Consider the following 19,675-nt stretch of genomic DNA (forward strand, 5'->3'; position numbering starts at 1 on the left):
AAATAAAATTGTTCAATTAAGAATAATTTATATTCAAAAGCGAGTTCTATTTTTCTTTTATAAGAAAGTTTTGCGTAGAGCGTGGGTGCAGGGAGAGGGCGTTTGTTCTCCCTGCTTAAAAACTAATATGAATAAAGTAAGAAAAGTAATTATTAATCAAAATAATTTAAAAATAAAAATATATTAAATAGATAAAGAAATAAGGAGAAAATAAAGTTGGCTAGAAAGTTAGTTATTGTTGAGTCACCGTCGAAGGCAAAAACTATCGAAAAGATACTTGGTAGGAATTATGAAGTTGTTGCATCTTACGGACATGTGATTGATTTACCAAAAACGAAAATTGGAATAGATGTGGAAAATAATTTTGAGCCTCAATATAAGGTTATAAAAGGGAAAGGTGAGGTTTTAAAGAAATTAAAGGAAAAAGCGAAAAGTGCAAACGCTGTTTACCTGGCATCAGATCAGGATAGGGAAGGGGAAGCGATTGCTTGGCATATTTCTAATTATATTAAGCAGCCTGACAAGGTAAAAAGGATAGAATTTAACGAGATAACAAAGACGGCTGTAAATAATGCGATTAAAAATCCAAGAGATATTAATGATAACCTTGTGAATGCACAGCAGGCTAGAAGACTATTGGATAGAATTGTGGGATATAAGATAAGTCCGCTTTTATGGAAAATAATTAATCGTAACGCCAGTGCTGGTCGTGTACAGTCAGTTGCATTAAAGCTGATTTGTGACCTGGAAGATGAGATAAATGCGTTTGTACCCCAAAAATATTGGGAAGTAAGTGCATTAATTGAAAAAGATATTAATCTTAATTTAGTAAAAATTGCAGATGAAAAAGTGGATAAAATCTTTGATGAAAAAGTTGTAAAAAAACTGAAAAAAGATTTGAAAAATGAAGCATTGACGCTTGAAAAAATAGAAGTTAAGAAAAAATCACAAAGACCGCCACTTGTATTTAAGACAAGTACACTGCAGCAGCTTGCTTCATCATATCTTGGTTACGGTGCAAGCAAAACGATGAGAATTGCACAGCAGCTTTATGAAGGACTTGCAATTAATGGCGAAAATAAAGGGCTAATAACATATATGAGAACAGATTCTACAAGAATTTCTGTTGATGCCCTAAATATGGCAAAAGATTATATTACAAAAAATTATGGTGAAAAATACGTTGGAAAATATATTGTAAAAAATTCAAAATCAAATGTTCAGGATGCCCACGAGGGAATCCGTCCATCTGATATTAACTTAGTCCCAGATAATATAAAAGCTTATTTGACTAATGATCAGTACAGATTGTATAAATTGATTTGGGATAGATTTCTAGTTTCACAGTTTGCAGCTATGCAGTATGAGCAGATGCAAATTAACGCTGTGAATGGAGATTACAATTTTCGTGGGACTATTAATAAAGTAACTTTTGATGGATATTACAAGATTTTTAAAGACGAGGATGAAATTAAGACTGGAGATTTTCCAGAATTAAAGGAAGGCAGTATTCATCCAATAGACAAATTAAATGTGGAAGAAGGAATAACAAAGCCTCCAACAAGATTTTCCGAAGCGACGCTTGTAAAAAAACTGGAATCAGAGGGAATTGGACGTCCATCAACTTATGCTTCAATTGTCGAAACGCTTAAATCAAGGGAATATGTTGAACTTATTGAAAAGCGTTTTCATCCAACATATTTGGGATACGAGGTAAAGGATGAACTTGTCAAGAACTTTAAGGATGTTATGAATGTGAAATTTACGGCGAATATGGAAAAGGAACTGGATAAGGTTGAAGAAGGGAGAGTTGAATGGATACAACTTTTGAGAACTTTTTATGATTCGCTTGAAAAGGATATTGACAAGTTTGAGAAAGAAATTGATAAAATAAAAAATCGTAGAATTGTATCGGATGTGCTGGATTCAGAGGGAAATCCAATGATTTTAAAAACGGGGCTTTATGGAAAATATTTGATTAGTGAAACAAATGAAAATGAAAAAATTTCGTTAAAAGGAATTGCAATATCGCCAGAAGCTCTTAAAAAAGGAGAAGTTTTTGTAAAAGAGGAAGTAGAGAAACTTCAAAACAATAAAAAAGGAATTTTGACTGATTATTTTGATGAAGATGGAAACAGATATGTGCTTAAAGTTGGACGTTTTGGAGAATATCTTGAAAGTGAAAATTATGAAAAAGATGAAAAAAGAATGTCGTTGCCAGCTGAATTGAAGCAAAAATATAAAAAAGGTGCTGTAATAGAGCTGGATGGAGTATTGCAAATAAACGATGAAATGAAACGGTTGCAGGAAATTGACAGAAAAATAATAGAAGAAGCAGGAACATGTGAATTTTGCGGAAAACCGTATGAAATAAAAACTGGAAGATTTGGAAAATTTTTGGCTTGCACAGGATACCCGGAATGTAAGACTATAAAAAATATAAAAACTGGGAAAGTTACAAGAGTGACTGAAAAAGCAGAAAAAGCCAAGAAAACTACAAAAAAGGCAACTAAAAAAACAACTAAAAAAACAACAGCTAAAGCAAAATCTACATCTACAAAGGCTAAAAAGACAGCAGCAACTAGAAAATCTACAGCAAAAAAGTCTAAATAGCTAGAAAAAATAATTAATTTATTAAAATTAAAGTATAAAATTATTTTGTTTTTTATTATCGGACTAAAAAAATGAATAATATAGAGTGTTATAGATTTTAAATACGATTTTAGATAATTTTTAAATAAAAAATAGAATTAATCTGTATTGCTGTGAATGATTGTGTTATAATAAATGGAGAAGTTTTAATGAATAATAGTGACAAAGGTATTGAGAAAGAAAAGGTAACTGAAAATAAGGACAATATAAAAAATGAAAATCTTGTGATGTATGTAGACAAATTTTTGTATTATGAAGAGGTTATTCTTGGAAAGAGTTTTAATACGATTAGAAGTTATCGGCGGGATTTACTGCAGTTTATGGAATATCTGGATGAATATGAGGAAATTCATAATTTTGAAGAAATTGAAATGATGACATTCAGATCCTTTATTGCATATTTAAATTCTCCTCAGAAGCTGGCTAAAGAGGAAGAGAAGGAAAAAAAGCATTCTCAGAAAAATACTGCAAATACAGAAATTGATGATACAGAATCAGAGATTGATAAGATAAAAAGTATTGAAGATATGGAAGAATTAAATACAAAAATGAGTGTCAAGCCAGTGTCTAAAAGAACTATAAATAGGAAGATTTCAGCACTTAGGACATTTTTTAAATATCTTCAGGAAATAAAAGTGATTGAAACGAATAAGGCGGCTTATATTAATGTTCCAAAATTCGAGAAGGAATTGCCAAATGTATTGAATAGAGATGACTTAAACAGGTTGAGAAATGTTATAAATACCGAAAAAATTACTGGGATTCGGGATAGATTAATTATTGAACTTCTTTATTCTAGCGGGCTTCGTTCGATAGAACTTATTAATTTGAGTGAATTTATGATTGATATTGAAGAGCGGGAAATTAGGGTTATTGGAAAAGGGGATAAGGAACGGATAACTTTTTTTAGTGAAAATGCTAAGAAATGGCTGATAAAGTATATTGAGGAAAAGAAAAAGCAATATGAAAACTACACTAGGGAAGTATTGATTGTAAACAGTAAAGGGAAAAAATTGACAACACGTTCATTAAGAAGGCTTATTTCGGCACACGCACATGAAGCTGGGATACAGAAGGAAATAACACCGCATGTATTTAGGCATTCATTTGCAACAGAACTTTTAAATAACGGAGTGGATATCCGATATTTACAGGAATTGCTTGGGCATAGTAGTATTGCTACAACACAGGTTTACACACACGTGAGCAAGGCTTTCTTGCGAGATATTTATATGAGTACTCATCCATTAGCTAAGGAATAATGGATTGGATTCAATTTTAATGTAAAAGGAATGAGAAAATAGGAGGAAATTTTGATTAAAAAAAAATGTAGCGGTTGCGGAATTGAACTGCAGTTTGAAGATAAAAATAAGGAAGGATATGTTCCTGAAGAGAAGTTTATAACAGAGGATAATTTACTTTGTCAGAGATGTTTTAAAATTAAAAATTATGGGGAAAACCTTGTAAATAATTTTAGTAGGGAAGATTATCTGAAAGAAGTAAATGAATGTGTAAAAAAATCTGATATAATACTTCCAATTTTTGATATTATTGACTTTGAAGGTTCATTTACTGAGGAAATCTTGGATTATCTAAGAGATTACAGATCTATAATTTTAATTAATAAAATAGATTTACTGCCTGACTTTATACATCCAACTGAAATTTCCAACTGGGTAAAGGATAGGCTTGCCGAAGAAGATATTGTACCCGATGATATCGCTTTTATCAGCGCAAAAAATAAATACGGAGTAAATGGAATAATCAGAAAAATTAAAAATATTTTTCATAACAAAAAAGTAAAGGCAACTGTACTTGGAGTTTCAAATGTTGGAAAATCATCAGTTATAAATTTACTTCTTGGGAACAATAAAATAACAACTTCTAAATATTCTGGAACTACTTTAAAATCAATTAATAATAAAATTCCAAATAGTGAAATTACGATAATTGACACACCTGGACTTATTCCAGATGGGAGAATTTCTGATTTAATCAGTGTAGAAAATGGATTAAAGTTAGTGCCAGCTGGAGAAATTTCACGAAAAACTTTTAAACTTGAAGAAAATCAAGTATTTATGTTTGATGTTTTCTGTAGATTTAAAATACTTGGAAATGAACTTCTAGAAAGTGGGAGCAAGCCTATATTTTCTGCTTATGCTTCAAAAAGCGTGAAGTTTCACGTGGCTCGTGAGGAAAGAGTGCAAGACTTGCTAAATGGAAATTACTTTGAAATTTTACAGGGAAGTGAGAAAGAAAAGTATTTTCAAAATGAATTTGTAACTCATGAAGTGGAAATTGAGCAAAACGAGGAACTGGTAATAGCAGGATTAGGCTGGATAAATGTCAAAAGAGGACCGCTAAAGGTACAGCTTGAAGTTCCAAAAAATGTGAAAGTGATTGTTAGACCGTCAATTTTTAAAAATAGAAAATAAATTTAAGAAATTATAAAACTCAGATTTATTGAAGATTTGATTTTTTTAAAAGAATAGAAATTTGAAATATAATAAAGAATTTGAAGGAAGGAGAGCATGATTTTTACATTTAAAAAATATAAATTAAAAAATTCGTAAATTTCATGCAGAGAAATGGCTTTTTATAATAATAATTATTATGAGAATAATAGAACAAGAGCAAATAGAAAAATTATTCTTCGTGGTATAACTTTTCTTTTGGTAGTATTTATTGCGATATTTAATGTTGTGATTTTGTTTTCAAGAAAAGTAGACAAACTTATAACTGCTGATATTCAAGTGGAGACAGTAAAATTACAAAATGCAATCAAAAAGTTTAATGAAGTTACAGGATCAAATCCTAAATTAGCAGGTCTTGAGGATAGTTTACAAAATGTAAAAAGTTCAGATGGAAAATATAATTTTGAAACTTTTTATGGAAGGGATAAAATTTATGAAATTCCTGAAAGCATAAAGGATTCAAGAGAAAGAAGCAATAGAATTGTAACAAAAAAAGATAAAAAAGGTGGATGGGTTTACGATCAATTAAAAGGAACAATTTCACCAAATATTTAATAATACAAAATGAAAATGGGGGAGTTGAAAGAAACTTAGTTAGAAAGAAGATTAGGAAAAAATGAAATTTTCAAGTTTAGGAAGTGGAAGTAGCGGAAACTCCAGCTATATTGAAATGGGAAACAAGAAATTTCTTATAGATGCAGGATTTAGTGGAAAAAAAATTGTAGAAAAATTGAACAATATTGAAAAAAGGATTGAGGATGTAATGGGGATATTTGTGACACATGAGCATTCTGACCATATTCAAGGGCTTGGAGTTATATCAAGAAAATACGATATTCCAATTTATCTTCATGAAGTGACTTATAATGTAATTAAGGACAGAATTGGAAAAATTGAGAAAAAAAATTTAAATTTTATAAGAGATGAAAAAATTGTTATTGACAATTGCGTGATAAATAACTTTGAAGTAATGCACGATGCTGAAAAGTGCTTGGGATATACATTTGAATACGAAGGGAAAAAATTGTCCTATGCAAGTGATGTTGGCTGTGTAAACAATATTATTAAGGAAAATTTGAAAAATAGTGATGTAATTGTGCTTGAAAGTAATTATGACTATAATATGCTAATGACAGGGCCTTATCATTGGGAACTGAAAAATCGTGTGAAGGGAAGAAATGGACATTTGTCAAATGCAGAAGCATCAAAGCTGATTGGGCAGGTGCTTTGCGAGAAACTGAAAAAGGTTTATTTAATGCATATAAGCAAGGATAATAACACGCCAGAGCTGGCTTATAATTCGCTGTATCAAATTTTGGAGCGAGAAAATAAAAGCCATTTGGAAATTGAAATTATTAACGAAGAGGGAACAGAAATTTATAAAATATAGAATATTAGAATAAAGAATAAGGAAAAAAGTTATGTGGAATGACTTAAAGCTGGAAATCGACATTTGTACTAAATGTATATTAGAAAAAACGAGAATTAATCCAATTGTTGGTGAAGGGAATAAAAAGGCAGAAATTTTATTTGTACTGGATAGCATAAGTGAGGAAGAGGATGTAAAGCAGAAACTTTTGATTGACAGAAATGGAAAATATTTTAAAAAATTTTTGGAGTATTCAAAGCTCGATTTGAAGAAATGTTATTTTACAACTCTCACAAAATGCAGCTCACATGGTAATTTAATCGAGAAAGACAGTATTATAAAGTGTAATGAGTTTCTTGTAGCACAAATTGCCTTAATTAACCCAAGGTACATTGTAACAGTTGGAGAAAGGGCAACTAAATCACTTTTAGAAGATGTAGAAAAAGAGGATATAAAAGATTTAGTGGGTAAAGTGTTTGATTTTTATGGAGAAATTAAGGTTGTACCGATTTACGATATTTCCTATTTGTTTAAAGCGACAGATAAGGAAAAATGGAAATTAATAAAAATTTTGGAAAAATTATAAAATAAGAAAGGAAATAAAATAAGAATGATAGGAATAGGAATTGTAGGATTACCAAACGTAGGAAAATCAACATTATTTAACGCGATAACAAAAACACAGAATGCAGAGGCGGCAAACTATCCATTTGCAACAATTGAGCCAAATGTAGGGCTTGTAAGCGTGCCAGATCCACGTTTAAAAGATTTGGAGAAAGTAGTTAATCCAGAAAGAACGGTTGGAGCGACAGTTGAATTTGTAGATATTGCAGGACTTGTAAAAGGTGCATCAAAAGGGGAAGGACTAGGAAACCAGTTTTTATCAAACATTAGAAACACAGCTGCAATTTGTCAGGTTGTAAGATGTTTTGACGATGACAATATTATTCACGTGGAAGGAAGCGTTGATCCTATAAGAGATATTGAAACGATTAATGCAGAATTGATTTTTGCTGATTTAGACACAGTTGAAAGGGCAATTCAGAAAAATCAGAAGCTGGCTCGTGGAGGAAACGCAGAAGGAAAAGAATTAGTTGCAGTTCTCGAAAGATGTAAAGTTCATCTGGAAGAATTTAAATTATTAAAAACATTGGAATTTACCCAAAGAGAAGAAGAATTAATAAAAGTTTATCAATTTTTGACAATAAAACCAATGATGTTTGCTGCAAATATTTCAGAAGAAGACTTGACGGCTGGAATTGAAAATGATTATGTAAAAAAAGTACGTGAATTTGCAAAGCAGTATGACAGCGAAGTAGTAACCTTTTCAGCAAAAGTAGAAGCAGAATTAATTGAAATAGAAGACGAAGAAGAAAGACAAATGTTCATTGACGAATTAGGAATAAAAGAACCAAGCCTAAACAGACTAATTAGAGCAGGATTCAAATTGTTAGGGTTAATCACATACTTTACAGCTGGAGTAAAGGAAGTAAGAGCATGGACAATAAAACAAGGAACAAACGCTCAAAAATCTGCCAGTGAAATTCATACAGACATTGAAAAAGGATTTATCAGAGCCGAAGTAGTGTCTTTCGACAAATTCATCGAACTAAACGGATGGAACGGTGCAAAAGAAAAAGGTGCAATGAGACTGGAAGGAAAAGAGTACATTGTGCAAGATGGGGATGTAATGTTCTTCAGATTTAATGTTTAAGAAAATATTTATTAACTTTAGAAGCTCTTTTTTAAGTTTGTTGCTTATTAAGGAGCTTTTTTAAATTCTTTAGGAGAAAAAACTATGAAATATAATAAAGTTATGCTAGAAGAAATAGAAAGAGATATATTGAATGCAAAGTATGAGCAAGCAGCAAAAAAATTTAAAAATATTAATAATGAAGAGATACACGATATAATTTGGTTTAATATTGCAGATAGATTGGAGAGTTTGACTGTTTATGGCTTTACACAATATATGTTTAAAAAAACAGAAAATACAATTTGGTTAAGTTTATCAGTAGTTATAATGTCTTTTACATTATGTTGGATGGAGGGTGCTTATGCTGTTGGAATTTTTCATGCTAGAGAATTAGTGTCGCTAGAAAAAAATATTGATAATTTGATATTATTATTAAGTTTTTATGGACTTCCAGAACGTTTAATGAAGGAAGAGGAAGCAGAAAGTATAGCCAAAGAAATATTAAAATTAGATATAAATAATGAAATAGCACTTAACGTATTAAATGAAGTTTCAAAATCTAAATAAGAATACAGAGAATATTAGGTTTTAAGCAACAAATAGAAATTTGATAAGATAATTTTCAAAATAATTTTAAGTTGCATGTTTTATAAATAATAATTATTGAAATTAAATTGAAAATATAGTATAATAAAAAATATATTAATATTTGATTAATAAAATTATTACAAAAATACTTTCTTAAGTATAAAAATTAATAATTATTTCTAATTTTTGCAAGGAGATTTGTTGTTAATAAAGATTTTTTGATAATTTATAGATTTTTTCTTTTTTATAACGTAAAGGGGATCAATTGCCATCCCCTTTACAATCCCCGCTCGTCTAAGTATTTTTTTGAAACAAAAACGAAACTCGCTACGTAAAACTTCGCTCAAACAGTCGTTTTTATTCCAAAAAAATCACGACACTTTAAATTTAATTATAATAAAAAGAGTAATAAGCAAAATTTTGTTAGAAAAAAATAGTTGTTTGAGCTTTTGGATAAAATTATAAATTGGATGTGTTTATTTATATTTAAAATAACTTTTATTCAAAAGCGAATTCTATTTTTTTCTATAAAAAAGTTTTGCGCAAAGCGGGGTAGTTCGTAGAACGTTTCGGCAGTATCTCTAAGTAGCAGTTAGTTAAAGATGTTAAAATAACTGTTATTGCGAAAGAGGGCATGGCGATTGATGCCCTTACGTTAAAAAAATTTTGAAAAATATAAATAAAAAAATAATTATTAGTCAAAATAATCTGAAATTTAAAAATTTTTTATTTTTGTACTTAAGGATTAAACTGTAAAATGATTGTTAAATAAAATTAATAAAAGGAAATAATTGAGGTGGTAAAAATGAGTAAAGATGTAAATGTTGAAAATATGTATGAAGGGAAAAATATTGGAATCATACTGAATAAAACAAAGTTAGAGAATTTTGTGATTCAGGAATTTGTGCTGGATGAAAATATTAATGAACATCAGAAGCTGGAAATTCAATTGGAAATGGATGATGAGCAGAGAAAAAATCTGGAAAGAATGATTGAAAAGGAAGATGTTGGGATTGAAATTGAGCTTGCTAATGTAGATAAGGATATCAAAAGGAAAATTTTTAGTGGAATTGTTGATTATTTTGAGATTTTGGATTATGGGAGTTATGGGTGTAGAATTTTGATGAGAGCGTTTTCTAAGAGTGTGCTTTTTGATAGAAAAAATGAGAAAAAGTATCGGGTTTTTCAGGATAGAAATTTAATGTTTTCAGATATAATTGATGAGATTAATAAGGATTATGCTGATAAAAAGTTGGAAATAAAGTGTTCTGATATTGCGAAAAAGCAGATAGGCAGTTTGATTGTTCAGTTTGATGAAACAGACTGGGAATTTTTGGTAAGACTTGCAAGTCAATTAAAAACGGGGATGTTTGTAATAGAACAGGGAATAATATTGTTTGGAATAGTAGAAATGGGAGAAATTAAGAAGGAAAATAAATATTTTTCAGATTATTCGCTGGTAAGAGATTATAAAAATCTATATTATAAAGTGCAGTCAAATAAAGTAATAAATTTGGGAGATACTGTTTCTATTTCTGAAAACGCTGTAGAAAATGAAGGAAATGATAAAGATTCTAGTGGGAATAGAGGCAATTTTTCTGTATTAAAAACTAGGATATTTTTGAAGGATTTTATTTTAAAAAGTGAATTTTTGGCAACGGATATGAGCAGTTATCATATATTTAGGAAATATAATGAAAAAATAAAAGGATGCAGAATTGAAGCAAATGTTGAACGGGTGTTTGAAGATAGCGGAATTGCGAAAATGGAAGTCAGATTTGCAGAAGGGCTGAAAAAAATTGTTCAGGAAAGAAGCAATGAGGAAAGTAATGACAAAGCGTACGATGATTATGGAATAAAAAGATTTCCATTAAGTTATCAGACTTTTTATTCGCAGACAAATACTGGATTTTTCTGTACTCCTGAAGTAAATGATACTGTGGAAGTTTATTTTCCAAATGAAGACGAGCGATTTGCAAAAGTGTCATGGGCAATAAACAATAAAGGAAATGGAAGGTTTAGCGATTATACCAAAAGAAATTTTCAGGTTAATCAGAGTGATTTTAATTTTAGCTTGAATTTGAACAATTTTGAAGTGAAAACGGCTGAGAAATATAGCGTAGAATCACCAAATATAGTTGAAAATGCAGATAATTTTGTAAATAAGGCTAATCAAAATATGATAGTGGCTTCTAATAATTATTTGGGGATAGAGTCGATTGGGGATGCTGATTTTTATGGCTCTAAGATAAATATTATTGGGAAAGAGAAGGAAATAACGATGGAATCATTAAGTTCAGATGTTAGAATTAAAGGAAAAAAAGTTCACAGTAATTAATAGCAGTTAATAAAAAAATACAGGAGAATAATAAGATTAGTTAAAGTTTACTGTTCTCCTGTATTGAAAAGATTTTAGTATAATTTATTTTTTTCTTTTGTTTCTTATAAATTGTATAAAAGTTATAATTTCCTGTTTTTCTGTATCTGTGTAATTTTGGGAGTTTAAAACATATTCATCTAAATCATCATCTGGAATTAAATCAGTTTGCCGATTTAAGAAATAACTCGTGATTGCTCCCGTAATCATTCCAAAAGTTCCCATTCCAATCAGTATCAGAAAAATAGCAATTATTCTTCCAATAAATGTATGCGGATAGACATCTCCATAACCAACAGTAGTTGCAGTTACAAAAGCCCACCATAGGCTATTAAAATAAGAGAGTTTTTCGACATAGGAAACTATTAGGGCAGATACTATGATTCCAAGTACAGCAAATATTAACAAATAAATAAGTCCATTTGCTCTCAAGATTTTTTTTATTTTTTTGTAGAATTTTTTTACAGACAAATAAGCTTTTGTCAGCTTTAAATGCTTAAAAACTCTTGCTAAACGTCTAATCTTAAAAATTCTGAATAGCCTAAAAATAGAATAATACGGAATAATTGAGATTAAATCAGGAATGTTGCTTTCAATAAAATCTAATTTATTGTCTGAATTTGTAAAACGTATAAAATAATCCACTGCAAAAATTAAATAAATTGATACATCAATAAATTCCAGGATTGGATTATTAAAAATGCTAATATCGCCATGTAAATCTAAAAGTGTAGTGACAAAGCTGTATAATGCCAAGAAAATAAAAATAACCTGATAACTTATACGAAATCTTTTGTTTTTATGTAATTTTTCAATTTTCTTTTTCATAAAAACTCCTGTTTTATTTAATAACTTTTCTGTATGTTACTAATAACGGATTCCAAACACTTGCATTTGTTGGGGAATATGCAAAGTCAATCTCTATGAATTTTTCAATAGGTGTTTCAAGAGCAATAACAATAGCCATTTGATCTACAAATTGTGCTACTGCTTCTTTTCCTACCATTGCTCCACCAAGAACAATTTTTCTATCTTTATCGTAAATAATTTCAGCACTTGCAGGAACAGAATCTTCAAAGCCAGAATTTTTATACATTGCTTTCATTGAAACTACATCAGCATTGTATCCTAATTGTAGAGCTTCTTTTAGAGAAAGTCCAGTTTGTGCTAATTTTACATCATAAAATGAAGTTGCAAAAGAACGGATTAACCCTTTCCAGCTCACATCTTTTCCAGATAAGTGTTTTGCAAGGAACATTCCATGCTTGTTTGCTACATCTCCAAATGGAGCATATAGATTTCTGTCAGTTTTGTAATATTTGTTAAAAACGCAATCTCCAACGGCATACACATCTTTAATATTTGTCTCAAATTTATCATTTACAACAATTTTCCCAGAATCAGTTTTTAATTCTTTTGGCAAGAAATCAATGTTTGGAGTAATTCCAATACTAAATAGTGCAATATCAAAGTCTACAGTTTCCCCATTATCCAATTTTACTGATTTTGCTATATTATTTTCAGAAATTATTTCTGAAACACCAGAGTTTAATTTTAATTCAACATCATTATTTTCTATTTCTTTATAAATTCTTTTTTTCAAGTTTTCAGAAACATTTGGAAAAATTTGATCAGCCTTTTCAATAAGTGTAACGTTTAATCCATTTTTTCTGAATGATTCAGCCATTTCAAGCCCAATGAAACCAGCTCCTACGACAACTGCATTTTTTAATTTTGATTTATTTTCGTTAAGATAATCTTTTATTTTAAAGGCATGTTCTGCGTGAGATAGAGTAAATACATTTTCCAGATCCTTTGAATATCCAGTAATATTTGGCACAAATGATTTTGCCCCAACGGCAATTACTAGTTTGTCGTAAAAGATTATTCCATTAATTTCATCTCCTTTTACTGTTATAGTTTTATTTTGAAAATTTATTTCTGTAACTTCGTGATGAATTTTTACTTCAATTCCACGATTTATAAAATCTTCAGGTGTTCCGTGAAGAACATTACTTTTTTTCAATTCATCAGCGATAAAATAGGGTGTTGGACATCCAGCCCAAGCCACATAAGAGGATTTTTCAAATAAAATAACCTCATCTTCAGGATTTGCTTTTTTATATTGAGTCGAAAACATCATTCCAGCTGCTCCGCCTCCAATTACAACTATTTTCATAATATTTTTTGTATGATAATTTAAGAATCATACACTCCTTTCATTTTATTATTTTTATTTTTGATTCATTTTGTTAAATAAATATCTAAGTCTGCTTGCTACCATGTTTATACCGACTTTGTTGTCTTTTCCACGTGGAATTATAACATCAGCATATCTTTTGGAAGGTTCAACAAACTCCAAGTGCATAGGCTTTACAGTATCAATATATTGATTTTTTATACTTTCAAAACTTCTTGCCCGCTCGTTTAAATCCCGCTCAATTCTTCTAAGCAGCCTTTCATCATCATCAGTGTCAACAAAAATTTTTGTATCAAAAAGACTTCTGATTTTTTCCATTGCAAGTACTAAAATACCTTCAACGATGATTATATTTGCAGGCTCAATATGCTGAGTTTCATTAACTCTGTTGTGAACCTGAAAATCATAAATAGGCTTTTCAATAGATTTTCCATCTTTTAATGCCAGTATATGCTTTTCCAGCAAGTTAAAATCAATTGCATCAGGATGATCATAATTTAACTTAGCCCTCTCTTCATAAGTTAGATGATCATTTCTCTTATAATAAGAATCCTGCTCCAGCAAAATCGAATGAATTCCCGTTCTTTCTAAATTTTTGATAATAGCTTGAGTTACACTAGTCTTACCAGAACCAGTACCTCCAGCAATTCCAACAATTATAGTTTGATAGCTCATAAAAATATTTCCTCCTGAATAGATTTTTGTAAATTTTGAATTTTTTAGAAGAATTGTATCATATTGTATTTTTTAATAATTTTATCATTTTTTTTGCAGTTTTACAATAATGTAAAGGTTTAAAATTTTATATTTTTTAAAAATTAAAAAACAAATAAAAATGTTTGAAAAAAATTTAATTATATGATAAAATTAAAATATAATTAAATGTTGGAGGGGTTATGAATAGAGAGAATGAAATTTTTGAAAAGGAAATGCTTGGAAAAAGTCTGAGAGAGATGTTTTTTGAGATGAATGTGGAGATGCAGGAGAGATTTCGGGAAATCAAAGATAAGTTTTTAGAAGCAAAAATTAATGAGATTTCAGAATATGAAGATATTTTTGTTGAAACAGTATTAGTGGAAAAAGAAGATGTATTTAAGATGGATGGAGTGTTTTTTCCTGTGGTTGATAAAATAGATATTATTGATGAGAATTATAAGGATATTTATTTAGAAAATGTCTATTTAAATTTGGATTTACGTAAGATTAATGAGGTTCTGGAAAGGGAATTTTTAGGGTGGATAGATATTGACGGAGATAATTATGAGGTTAAAGTCAGGTTTGTAAAAGATGAGAGATATTTTGATGAAATAAAAAAATTGTATAATTCTTTTGAACTTAATGGAAAAAAATGGAAAACTATTAATATGGCACATTTTATGAGGTGTTATAAGATTAAACTGGCTGAGTATGGTTTTGATATGTCGCAGGATATTTTGGAGAAAATTCAAAATGGGAAATATGAGATTACTTATGATTTTGAAGAAATTCAGGATAAAGTTCTAAGAGATAGGGAATTGCTTTGGAATATTGAAAAGAAAAAGATAATAAGCACCATTTTTGTACGTCCAACAAAAATTGACTTATCTTTTGAATATACAATAAATTTTGAAAGCGATGAACAGATTTTGGTATCGAATCATGAAAATGAAGATATTTTATGTTGCTATTACAGTGGAAAAAACAAATTAAATATTGTTTCAAAGAAAAATACAGGCGACATTTGGGATGTGTTTTCAATAAAGCCAATCGAAAAATGCAGAAAAATTCTTGAACTTTATGGAAAAAGTAGCGAGAATCAAGAAGACTATTTTCATTTTACAAATTTTAGAAATAAGAGCTTTATTGATAAAATTCAAACTAAAAATAAAAATACTAGAAGCCGTGCATTTTTAGAAAAATATTTTTTGGAATATGAATTTACAAAAGATAAAATTTTATTAAAAGATATTAATTTTAAAGAAAATATTGAAAAAAATCTAGATACTTATGACTGTAATGAAAGTTTGAAAAATGATTTTCAAAATGGTTATTCTGATAAAAAGCCAAAGATGAATTTGTTTGTGGAAATAAAGGATTTTGATAATTATTCAGAAGATAAGGTAAGTTTTTTGATTTCAGAAATTCAAAATGATTATAATGAATTTGAATGCAGGGGGTACCTGTATGGCGAATAAAAATAAAAAAGGATACGCATATATATGGGCAGTTCCTCCAAATGTGCAATTTGAACTGTCAAACACTGTTTCAGCATATATTGAGATAAATGCAGATTTTTTGAATAATAAAATTGTGAAAAAAAAGACTGTAAAAGTAAATCCATATATGAGGTTTAATAAAATTTTTACCAGTTTTGTCAATTATTATGATAATTTTTTTGAGTTTGAAAATAAACTGGAGAAAGATACTAAAATTAAAAATCTGACAATAGAGAATGTATCTAAAAAAGAGTCTAAAATAAATAGTTTTAGACGTAGGGACAATATAGTTAAAGAAGAAAAGGGAAATATATTAGTTTTGAAAAATTTTAAGAAAAATATTGAAAACGATGTGATAAATTATTTACAGGAACTTGATTTTGTGAGTGGAACAACGGTAATTGATGTTATTTGTGAAAAAATTTTGGAAGATATAAAAAATGGAATTCTAGGAATAAGCTTGAAAAAGTATTTTTTGCTTTTGAATAGCGAAGAACAGGAATATATAGCACTTTTAATTTATAATGAAAAAATAAATAATGTAAATTGCATGAGAAATTTTAGATTGGGAATAAAATATTTTTTTATTGATTCTATTATTTATAGACAAAAATCAGAAAAAAATAAAATGATAGTTTATATAAATAAACCCAAAAATAAGGTAAATATTGCAAAAATAAAAACTTTGGAATTACTGTTCCTGGAACTTGGAATGGAATTAAAAGTATTTTGGCAAAATCATTTTGGAGTTGTAAATGTTGATGAAACAGTAAAAATTGATGAAATAGCAGTTTTTTAGAAAAATAAAGGGGTGGAATAAATGAAATATAGATTGAAGATTACAGATGAGGAAAATAAAAAGGAAATAAATGTAAGTGAAGATGAAATTATGGAAGTGAAGTATAAAATTGGACTTGCAGAAGATACAAATCTTGCAAACAGTAGAAGCACAGTAGAAATGGAGATTATCGGAAAAATCATTTCAAACTTGGAAAACACAGGAAATAATTTGGAAAATGAGAGTATAAATGATGATTTGTATGAAAGAAATAAAAAGAATATAATAGATTTGGTGGAATGGGCAGAATCCTATCTGGAAAAAAGTGATTACAGAAATTTGGAAATGTTTGTTGATTTAGGTTCAAATAAAAAAATGGATTTAAAATTTACAAATATGTTTGTGTATAATTTTTCACAGGAAATGAGCATTGAAAAAGGGATAGGGATTTTTAAGCTGAAGTTGAGACAAAAATTTCATCAGAAAAATAAACTGGATATTGTTTAAGCAGGGGTATCAACGCCATACCCTTGCACCCTGGCTAGTCTAAGAATTTTTTGAAAATAAAATCGAAACTCGCTACGTGAAACTTCGCTCAAACAATTAATTTTATTTCCAAAAAATCACAACAGTTTTAATCGGATTACATCAAGTAAATTGATAAAAATAAACTTTATTTTGAAAAAAATGATTGTCGATACTTCTTTGGTTATAATAATTGTCATAATTTTTTATAAAAATATTTTGAGATGTAAATTTTTAAAGGTATAATATATTAGAAATTTGTAATTTATATTAGCACAAAACAATTTGTCTAAAATAAAAATAAAACTAGAGGAGATGAGTTTTTATGAATAGAAATATTTTTATTACTGGAGCTACAAGTGGAATTGGGAAGGAAACAGCTTATGCCTTTGCAAAAAATGGGGATAATGTGATTTTGTGTGCTAGAAATATAGAAAAATTAAAGGAAATAAAGGCTGATATTGATAGAAAATATGGTACTAATGCGTATATTTTTGTGCTTGATGTTACGAAATATAATGATGTTGTAAAATTTACCAAGAAAATACTAGATGATGTGAAAAAGGTAGATATTCTTGTAAATAATGCAGGACTTGCCTTGGGGCTGGATAAATTTCAGGAATATGATATTGTGGATATTGAACGAATGATAGACACTAATATAAAAGGATTATTGTACGTTACAAGACAAATTTTACCAAGCATGGTTGCAAATGATGAGGGGCATATTATAAATATTGGCTCAACTGCTGGAATTTATGCTTATGCAGGAGCTGCTGTATATTGTGCGACTAAATCTGCTGTAAAGGTTTTGAGTGATGGAATTAGGATTGATACAATTGATAAAAATATTAAAGTAACTACTGTTCAACCTGGAATTGTGGAAACTAATTTTAGTAATGTAAGATTCCATGGGAATACAGAGCAGGCTAAGAAGGTTTACGAAGGAATTGAGGCATTGAAGCCAGAAGATATTGCAAATACAATAGTTTATATTGCAAATCAGCCAAAACATGTACAAATTTCAGATATTACAATAATGGCAACAAATCAGGCAACTGGATTTAATATTTACAGAAAAAATCAAAATAAATAATACTGGGTGATAATGAATTTACAAGAAAACAGTAGTATCTACATACAAAGAGATATACGGGATATAATAAATTCGTTGACTTTTATAGGCAAGTTTAGTATAATGTTTGTAGTTATTTTGTAAAAGTGGAAGTATCGCCTAATGGTATGGCAGCAGCTTGGAAAGCTGTGGGCGGTTAAACGTCTTGTGGGTTCGAGTCCCTCTACTTCCGCCATTTATAAAAATAATTTGACAAATTAGTGAAAATATAGTAAACTAATTAAGATATACGCATAAAATTGGTGGCTAATACCAATGATAGCGATAAATTATTTGGAGGTGAACATAAATGTTTGCAGTAATTAAAACAGGTGGAAAACAGTACAAAGTAGAAGTTGGAACTGTATTAAAAGTTGAAAAATTAGCAGCTGATGTTGATTCAGACATCGAAATTAACGAAGTTCTATTAGTTGGAGAAGGAGATAATGTAACAGTTGGAACTCCAGTTGTAGAAGGAGCTAAAGTTGTAGCTACAGTTAAATCTCATGGAAAAGCTGATAAAAAAATTAACTTTAAATATAACAAAAAAACTTACTACAGAAAAAAAGGGCATAGACAATCTTTTACAGCAATTGAAATCAAATCAATCAATGCTTAATGTATTTTTTTATATAATTTAGATTGTGAAAGCTGTTGTGGTTTGAATGATAAGAATAGAAATTCAAAGACAAAAAAATAAAATAACATATTTTGAAATAAAAGGACATGCAAATTTTTCAGAATATGGAGAAGATGTAATTTGTGCAGCTGTTTCATCAGTAGGACAAATGACAGTAAATGGACTTATTGAAACTTTAAAACTTAAGAAAAAATTGAAGTTTATTGAGGAAGATGGGTATATTGAGTGTGATTTGAAAAATTCTGAATTGACTGATGATGAACTTAAAAATGCAGATATTTTGGTTGAATCAATGTATTCGTATTTGAAGGAAGTTGCAAAAAAATATAGTAATTTTGTGAAACTTAAAGAAATAAAAGATAAATTTTAAGTTCAGAAGTTAAGATTTGAAAAGAATCCAAGAAATAAAATATGAAAAAGAAATCGAGGAGGTTGGAAAATGTTATTAAAATTAAACTTACAGTTATTTGCCTCAAAAAAAGGGCAAGGATCAACTAGAAATGGTAGAGATTCTAACCCTAAATATTTAGGAGTAAAAAAATATGATGGAGAAGCTGTAAAAGCTGGAAACATTATTGTAAGACAAAGAGGAAGTAAATTTCACGCAGGAACTAATGCTAAATTAGGAAAAGATTACACTTTATTCGCATTAACTGATGGATATGTAAAATTTGAAAAATTTGGAAATGGTAAAAAAAGAGTAAGTATTTATCCTGAAAGAGCAGAAGCATAGTAATAAAATTTTATAATATAATTTTAAAATACTGTCTTAGAAATAAGATGGTATTTTTTATTTGAATTTTATAAAATAAATACTTATTAATGGATATTTTTCTAATGATTTATACTTCTTTAAAAGTGAACTCAAAAGCAATGACTACTAACTCAACCCTTATATTTATATGATTTTTAGTATTTCAATTTTGAATGAGTTCAAGTACACATATTTTTTAGTAAAAGAAGTCAATTGAAATTTAGTTTATATCTTTTGTTATCTATAACTTAATGAATAATACCTAAAGGACTATGCAGTATTTTTTTGAAAAAAAATTAAATTAAACTTATTA

Annotated in this window: 19 protein-coding genes and 1 tRNA gene; 17 read left to right on the top strand and 3 right to left on the bottom strand. The window is 28.9% G+C overall.

What is annotated here, in order from left to right:
- Nucleotides 1–216 precede the first annotated feature (216 nt).
- From topA to ACEG17_RS03470, 9 genes are all read left to right on the top strand, one after another.
- Complete coding sequence (gene topA / locus ACEG17_RS03430; RefSeq protein ID WP_372582561.1) at nucleotides 217–2,613, top strand: type I DNA topoisomerase; 2,397 nt, start codon at nucleotides 217–219, stop codon at nucleotides 2,611–2,613.
- Nucleotides 2,614–2,801: 188 nt separating this feature from the next.
- The gene (locus ACEG17_RS03435) at nucleotides 2,802–3,914 is read left to right on the top strand and encodes a tyrosine-type recombinase/integrase (protein WP_372582562.1); all 1,113 of its coding nucleotides are present in this window, start codon (nucleotides 2,802–2,804) and stop codon (nucleotides 3,912–3,914) included.
- Between the two features lie 51 nt (nucleotides 3,915–3,965).
- Nucleotides 3,966–5,087 (top strand): ribosome biogenesis GTPase YqeH, encoded by a 1,122-nt coding sequence (yqeH, locus tag ACEG17_RS03440; RefSeq protein WP_372582563.1) that lies wholly within the window; start codon nucleotides 3,966–3,968, stop codon nucleotides 5,085–5,087.
- A gap of 153 nt (nucleotides 5,088–5,240) precedes the next feature.
- Entirely contained in the window at nucleotides 5,241–5,681 is a 441-nt protein-coding gene (locus tag ACEG17_RS03445) for a competence protein ComE (protein ID WP_299570522.1), read from the top strand.
- Between the two features lie 61 nt (nucleotides 5,682–5,742).
- A complete protein-coding gene (locus ACEG17_RS03450) occupies nucleotides 5,743–6,516 on the top strand; it encodes an MBL fold metallo-hydrolase (protein WP_299570524.1) in 774 nt (257 codons plus the stop codon).
- A gap of 31 nt (nucleotides 6,517–6,547) precedes the next feature.
- Complete coding sequence (locus tag ACEG17_RS03455) at nucleotides 6,548–7,081, top strand: uracil-DNA glycosylase (RefSeq protein ID WP_372582564.1); 534 nt, start codon at nucleotides 6,548–6,550, stop codon at nucleotides 7,079–7,081.
- Nucleotides 7,082–7,105: 24 nt separating this feature from the next.
- Entirely contained in the window at nucleotides 7,106–8,209 is a 1,104-nt protein-coding gene (gene ychF / locus ACEG17_RS03460; RefSeq protein ID WP_006803975.1) for a redox-regulated ATPase YchF, read from the top strand.
- Nucleotides 8,210–8,293: 84 nt separating this feature from the next.
- Nucleotides 8,294–8,758 (top strand): hypothetical protein, encoded by a 465-nt coding sequence (locus ACEG17_RS03465; RefSeq protein WP_372582565.1) that lies wholly within the window; start codon nucleotides 8,294–8,296, stop codon nucleotides 8,756–8,758.
- Nucleotides 8,759–9,584: 826 nt separating this feature from the next.
- Complete coding sequence (locus tag ACEG17_RS03470) at nucleotides 9,585–11,117, top strand: contractile injection system protein, VgrG/Pvc8 family (protein WP_372582566.1); 1,533 nt, start codon at nucleotides 9,585–9,587, stop codon at nucleotides 11,115–11,117.
- Between the two features lie 84 nt (nucleotides 11,118–11,201).
- Here ACEG17_RS03470 and ACEG17_RS03475 read toward each other — a convergent pair whose 3' ends face one another.
- From ACEG17_RS03475 to udk, 3 genes are read right to left on the bottom strand one after another with little or no spacing between them, the layout of a single operon-like run.
- Complete coding sequence (locus ACEG17_RS03475; protein WP_314115419.1) at nucleotides 11,202–11,984, bottom strand: potassium channel family protein; 783 nt, start codon at nucleotides 11,982–11,984, stop codon at nucleotides 11,202–11,204.
- 13 nt (nucleotides 11,985–11,997) lie between these two features.
- A complete protein-coding gene (locus tag ACEG17_RS03480) occupies nucleotides 11,998–13,335 on the bottom strand; it encodes an FAD-dependent oxidoreductase (RefSeq protein ID WP_372582567.1) in 1,338 nt (445 codons plus the stop codon).
- 54 nt (nucleotides 13,336–13,389) lie between these two features.
- Nucleotides 13,390–14,031, bottom strand: a complete 642-nt coding sequence (gene udk / locus ACEG17_RS03485; RefSeq protein WP_021743808.1) for a uridine kinase — start codon at nucleotides 14,029–14,031, stop codon at nucleotides 13,390–13,392.
- Between the two features lie 221 nt (nucleotides 14,032–14,252).
- Between udk and ACEG17_RS03490 the strand changes: the two genes are divergently transcribed.
- From ACEG17_RS03490 to rpmA, 8 genes are all read left to right on the top strand, one after another.
- Nucleotides 14,253–15,530, top strand: coding sequence for a hypothetical protein (locus tag ACEG17_RS03490; RefSeq protein ID WP_372582568.1), 1,278 nt, complete (start codon nucleotides 14,253–14,255; stop codon nucleotides 15,528–15,530).
- The gene (locus tag ACEG17_RS03495; protein ID WP_372582569.1) at nucleotides 15,520–16,350 is read left to right on the top strand and encodes a hypothetical protein; all 831 of its coding nucleotides are present in this window, start codon (nucleotides 15,520–15,522) and stop codon (nucleotides 16,348–16,350) included. Before ACEG17_RS03490 ends, ACEG17_RS03495 begins: the two co-directional genes overlap by 11 nt.
- A 21-nt stretch (nucleotides 16,351–16,371) precedes the next feature.
- Nucleotides 16,372–16,836: a hypothetical protein gene (locus tag ACEG17_RS03500; protein ID WP_372582570.1), complete on the top strand. Its 465-nt coding sequence runs from the start codon at nucleotides 16,372–16,374 to the stop codon at nucleotides 16,834–16,836.
- 343 nt (nucleotides 16,837–17,179) lie between these two features.
- The gene (locus tag ACEG17_RS03505) at nucleotides 17,180–17,950 is read left to right on the top strand and encodes an SDR family NAD(P)-dependent oxidoreductase (protein WP_372582571.1); all 771 of its coding nucleotides are present in this window, start codon (nucleotides 17,180–17,182) and stop codon (nucleotides 17,948–17,950) included.
- 127 nt (nucleotides 17,951–18,077) lie between these two features.
- Nucleotides 18,078–18,164: transfer RNA gene (locus tag ACEG17_RS03510), tRNA-Ser, on the top strand.
- Between the two features lie 114 nt (nucleotides 18,165–18,278).
- Nucleotides 18,279–18,587: a 50S ribosomal protein L21 gene (rplU, locus tag ACEG17_RS03515; protein WP_021769501.1), complete on the top strand. Its 309-nt coding sequence runs from the start codon at nucleotides 18,279–18,281 to the stop codon at nucleotides 18,585–18,587.
- A 46-nt stretch (nucleotides 18,588–18,633) separates the two neighbouring features.
- Complete coding sequence (locus ACEG17_RS03520; protein ID WP_372582572.1) at nucleotides 18,634–18,978, top strand: ribosomal-processing cysteine protease Prp; 345 nt, start codon at nucleotides 18,634–18,636, stop codon at nucleotides 18,976–18,978.
- Between the two features lie 69 nt (nucleotides 18,979–19,047).
- Entirely contained in the window at nucleotides 19,048–19,341 is a 294-nt protein-coding gene (gene rpmA / locus ACEG17_RS03525) for a 50S ribosomal protein L27 (protein WP_026746154.1), read from the top strand.
- Nucleotides 19,342–19,675: the final 334 nt, after the last annotated feature.

This window comes from Leptotrichia hongkongensis, assembly GCF_041538065.1.
GTDB lineage: Bacteria > Fusobacteriota > Fusobacteriia > Fusobacteriales > Leptotrichiaceae > Leptotrichia > Leptotrichia hongkongensis.